General features: G+C 66.0%; 5 protein-coding genes. 2 read left to right on the plus strand and 3 right to left on the minus strand.

The features are described 5' to 3' along the window. The coding region (locus ACTHL0_RS12855) for a hypothetical protein (protein ID WP_440567131.1) at positions 1–435 on the plus strand (435 nt) is incomplete at its 5' end. A 245-nt stretch (positions 436–680) separates the two neighbouring features. Here ACTHL0_RS12855 and ACTHL0_RS12860 read toward each other — a convergent pair. Then, positions 681–1,523, minus strand: a complete 843-nt coding sequence (locus ACTHL0_RS12860) for an aldo/keto reductase (RefSeq protein WP_440567132.1) — start codon at positions 1,521–1,523, stop codon at positions 681–683. A gap of 180 nt (positions 1,524–1,703) precedes the next feature. Between ACTHL0_RS12860 and ACTHL0_RS12865 the strand changes: the two genes are divergently transcribed. After that, positions 1,704–2,453: a GntR family transcriptional regulator gene (locus ACTHL0_RS12865; protein WP_440567133.1), complete on the plus strand. Its 750-nt coding sequence runs from the start codon at positions 1,704–1,706 to the stop codon at positions 2,451–2,453. Between the two features lie 128 nt (positions 2,454–2,581). Here the strand turns inward: ACTHL0_RS12865 and ACTHL0_RS12870 are convergent, their stop codons facing one another. Together ACTHL0_RS12870 and ACTHL0_RS12875 are read right to left on the minus strand one after the other, a co-directional pair. Next, positions 2,582–4,027, minus strand: a complete 1,446-nt coding sequence (locus tag ACTHL0_RS12870; RefSeq protein WP_440567134.1) for a CoA transferase — start codon at positions 4,025–4,027, stop codon at positions 2,582–2,584. Positions 4,028–4,127: 100 nt separating this feature from the next. Next, positions 4,128–4,445 (minus strand): DUF2917 domain-containing protein, encoded by a 318-nt coding sequence (locus tag ACTHL0_RS12875; RefSeq protein WP_440567135.1) that lies wholly within the window; start codon positions 4,443–4,445, stop codon positions 4,128–4,130. Positions 4,446–4,622 lie beyond the last annotated feature (177 nt).

The raw sequence follows: 4,622 nt of genomic DNA on the forward strand, positions 1-4,622 counted from the left end.
GCGGGCGGGGAGGCGGCGGCGGCCGCGGCGGCGCGGGCGGAGGCCACGGCGCCGGAGGCGGCGGCGGTGGCAGCGGCGGCTCGGGCGGAGGTCCCGGCTCGGGAGGCAACGGCGGCTCGGGCGGAGGTCACGGCTCAGGAGGCAACGGTGGCAGCGGCGGTGGCAGCGGCGGCTCGGGCGGCGGTCACGGCTCGGGAGGCAACGGCGGCAGCGGCGGCTCGGGCGGAGGTCACGGCTCAGGAGGCAACGGCAACGGCAACGGCGGCGGCAGCGGCGGCTCGGGCGGCGGTCACGGCTCAGGAGGCAACGGTGGCAGCGGCGGCTCGGGCGGAGGTCACGGCGCCGGCGGCCACTAACGCTCCACGCGCTGGGTCGATCGTCAACGTCATCGACGCCAGCGCAACTTCTCTCGCGTCAAAGCGTGGTTGTCCATGAGCGACAACCACGCTCCGCCTCTCGCAATTGGGCTCCCCGCGACGCTGCGGGCCCTCGTCTCAAAGATGCGTCATCCTCGACCACCAGGTCAGTCGAATGCGCAGCGAGCAAACCGTTCGCCAACGCACCGACGAGCGCGGCGGATTCAAAACCCCGAGCATTTCAGGCGCGACGATTTCATCCGCGAGCGCTCATAGCGACGAAGCGATCTGCCTTGCCCGAGGCCGCGCCCCGAGCGCCGTCGCTCACAGCATGTCGAGCGGCGCCTTCTTGCGCGGTGGCTTGAATTCGCTGTCGATCGCCGCAAGTTCCCGTTCGCTCAGAACGATATCGAGCGCTGCGCGATTCGCTCGCACATGCTCGACGCTGCCCGCCTTCGGAATGGCGCAGACCTCCGCCTGAGCCAGCACCCAGGCAAGTGCAACCTGAACCGGCGAAAGCTCGCGCTCGCGCGCGATTTCGTCGAGCACCGAGCGTTTGGGCAAGCGCATATGATCGATCGGGCTGTAGGCCATGGCGGGCATTGCGCGCGCCTTCATCCAGGGCAGCAAGCCGAACTCGGGCCCACGCCTCGCCACGTTATAAAGAATCTGATTCGTGGCGCACGCCTGCCCACCGGCCGCGACGAGTTCGTCCATGTCATCCACGTCGAAGTTGCTGACACCCCAGTGCCGGATTTTGCCCTCGCGCCGCAACGCCTCGAACGCTTCGACCGTTTCCTCGAGCGCAATGCCGCCCCGCCAGTGCAGCAGATACAAGTCGAGCCGATCCGTCTTCAAGCGCTTCAAGCTCGCCTCGCACGAGGCGGCGACGCCGCGCCGGCTCGCGTTGTGCGGATAGACTTTGCTCACGAGGAACACTTGCTCGCGCAGCCCTGCCAGCGCCACGCCGAGCAGCGATTCGGTCGCGCCTTCGCCGTACATTTCAGCCGTATCGATCACAGTCATGCCGAGTTCGATACCGGCGCGCAACGCATCGATTTCAAACGAGCGCCGCTCGGCTCGCTCGCCCATTTCCCAGGTGCCTTGCCCCAGCCGAGCAATGCGCTCGCCATCGGGCAGTGTGACGAAAGCGTCGTCGCGCGTCATAGGTGCCTCCTCAACGATGAGTGATACGGTGAGCATAGTCACCGTCGGCCTGCTGTGCGCTTCCGTTTGCGAATGACGACGATCAGACCGCCTATGCCCTCGCCCGATCCACCGATAACCGGCCCTGACCGGGCCCGCAATGCCTTAAACTTGCAGCTTGCCCTTCGCCGTGCCTAATTCATGACCCACGCTTCCGCGGAAGACCGCTGGCGCGATCTGCGCCCCGATCCGGACAACGATACGCCGCTTTACCTGCAGCTCGCGCGCAAGCTCGGCCAGGCCATTCACGAAAACCGCTGGAACGCTGGCGAAGCGCTGCCCTCGGAGCGTGTGCTGTCCGAGGCGCTGGGCGTATCGCGCATCACCGCCCGCAAGGCGATCGCGCTGCTCGTCGAACAAGGGCTGATCCGGCGCACCCAAGGCGCGGGCAGTTTCATCACACCGCGCTATGACGATCCGCTCTCGCGCCTCTCGAGCTTCAGCGAGATGCTGCGCCGGCGCGGCTTCACGCCCAGCTCGAAATGGATTTCCCGCGAGATTCAACCCGCGAGCCGCGATGAAGTGATTCAGCTCGGGTTGTCGCCCGCCGCGGCCGTCACGCGCCTGAAGCGCCTGCGGCTCGCCAACGGGATCGTCATGGCCGTCGAGAACTCCACCCTGCCCGCATCGATCATTCCCGATCCGCAAGCCATCGGCGATTCTCTTTACAGCTATCTCGAACAGCGCGGGCTCGGGATCGTCCGCGCCCTCCAGCATTTCCGCGCCGTCAACGCGAGCGAGGAAATCGCGCGGCAAATGGACATCGCTACACACGACGCGCTCCTGCTCATCACACGCATCGGCTATACCGCCGATCAGCGCGCGATCGAGTTGACCGACACGTACTGCCGCAACGATTACTACGACTTCGTCGCCGAACTGCGTAAATAGCAGGCACAGACTCGATCATTCGCGCGACGTGACGACGAGGCAACGGACGGCAAAACCGCAAGGCGACGAAACGACATCTGCCGGGCCCAGCCGAACGATCGAACGCCGCGCCTGAATTCGCCGGTGGGTCACGCGCTCCAACTAGCCGCATCGGTGCCGAGCGGCACCGGTGGGCGGTCGAACCGGGGCGGCGTCGCCGACATCGTTTCGGCCGGCGCCACCGCCAACACTTTGCCGAACGGCGTATCCATCGTTTGCATCGAGTCGCGTACATCCGTTAGACGCACTTGGGGCGCGCGCCATCCGTCGGCGATCGTGCCGAACGATTGCAGCCAGCGTCCGGTCTGCGCCAGCGAGACGCGTACGTGCCAGCTGCCGCCTTCGACAGCCCGACGCATCAACGCCACCATCGCACCGAATGCGGCGAGATAGCCCGTCGCATGATCGAGCGCCTGACACGGTAGATGCTTGGGCGCCGTCGCGCCCGCCGCGTTCCGTTCGGTCCAGGCGATCCCGCTCGCCGATTGCACGAGACTGTCGAAGCCGCGCCGCTGCGCCCATGGCCCCGTATGCCCGTACGCGCAAATCGAAACGTAGACGATACCCGGCCGCGCCCGCGCCAGCGCCTCCGGCGAAAAACCATGCGCAGCCAGGGCACCGGGGCGATAGGCTTGCAAGAAGACGTCGGCCTCGCTCGCGAGGGCTTGCAAGGTAGCCCGCTCATCGTCGCGCCGCAGATCGAGCAACGCCGAGCGCTTGCCTCGACCGTTATCGATAACAAGCGGCGCGATGTTCGGCAAATGCGGGCCATTCACGAGCAGCACATCGGCGCCGTGCTGCGCAAGGGTTCTCCCCGCCACGGGGCCTGCGATGATCCGGCTCAAATCGAGCACGCGAACACCCTCGAGCGGCCGCGTGGCCATGGAGCCGGAGCTGCCCCGCTCAGCCGCGCCGCGCACCGTGCGTCCGATCGGAACCGGCGGCGCATCGGGTTCGCCGCCCGCTCCAATGCGCTCGATTTCGAACAGGGGCAACGCCTCCAGCGCCGCCGCTTGCGGCAACGCCGCCCATTCGTCAGGACGACGAATCAAAGCGGCGCATAGCCCCGCATCCGCGAGCGTTTGATCGAGCGCCGCACCGTCCCAACCGCGAATCGCTTCGCTGACGGCAGCGTGATGGTCGGCACAACCGAGCACGTCGACGATGCCTCGCCGGTGATGCGGAAAATTCGTATGCAGCTGAATCCATCGGCCGTCCCGCGTTTCGTAAAACCCCATCAACGGATCGCGCAGCTCCGGCGCAGCGCCTTCGTCGATACGCAAATACCGTTCACTGCGAAAGACGGCCAGCGCGCGCCGCTGCTCGACCTCGACTCGCTGCCTGTTCCCCGTCCGCAAGCGATGACATTCGGCCGCGGCCAATGCTTGCGCGCCAATCGTCGCACCGGCGAGCACGCCGACGCGATAGACGGACGGCAAGCCCGGATCCTCGCCGGTCAGGCGAATATCGTCCAACGCCGTCGCGTCGCAACCGGCCAACGACCAGAGATGTTCGAGTGCGCCAAAGGCAGTCATAGTCTGGAACAACGGTGCGAAGGGTCAACGAGTCTACAAGGTTCCGTATCCAGCAATCTTGATTCAAGTACAAGCACAAGCACAAGTACAAGCGCCTCGCTCAGGCTGCGGCCAGCCACCAGCGGGAAGCGGGTGCGGGCAGCCGCGGGCGGGCGAGCGCGGCGCCCTGCCCGCCATTCGCCCCGGTGAGCGCGCCTCGCACCGTCAGCCGCACATCACCGTCGCCCGAGCCGATCCACGCGCGCGTGCCGGCGGGTAAAAGAAACGACTGCCCGCGATCGAGCCAGTAGTCTTCAGCGTCGCCTTCGACCGTCAGCCAAAGGGTGCCTTGCTCCACTTCGACGACGAGCGGGCGGTCCACGCGCCACGCCGTCGCCGGTTCGTCATAGCCCATTTCGAATGTCCGGATTTCGCGCATCGCCGTACTCCTTCAAAAATGTTTCGTCTAGCCATTATTGCGACGCCGCGACTACAATCACATGCACAGTACTGAACAGTTTTCGCCGAACTGTTCAGTCAAAATACCGAACAGTCTAGGGCCTGTTCACGCTAATTCCAGGCTTGCGAACGTGCCTTTCCGGGCGCGGGGCAAGAA

It is taken from the genome of Trinickia sp., assembly GCF_051961175.1.
GTDB lineage: Bacteria > Pseudomonadota > Gammaproteobacteria > Burkholderiales > Burkholderiaceae > Trinickia.

Coding starts and splice junctions, on each gene's coding strand:
- ACTHL0_RS12860 (WP_440567132.1), bottom strand. CDS start 1,523: ATGACGCGCGACGACGCTTTCGTCACACTGCCCGATGGCGAGCGCATT.
- ACTHL0_RS12865 (WP_440567133.1), top strand. CDS start 1,704: ATGACCCACGCTTCCGCGGAAGACCGCTGGCGCGATCTGCGCCCCGAT.
- ACTHL0_RS12870 (WP_440567134.1), bottom strand. CDS start 4,027: ATGACTGCCTTTGGCGCACTCGAACATCTCTGGTCGTTGGCCGGTTGC.
- ACTHL0_RS12875 (WP_440567135.1), bottom strand. CDS start 4,445: ATGCGCGAAATCCGGACATTCGAAATGGGCTATGACGAACCGGCGACG.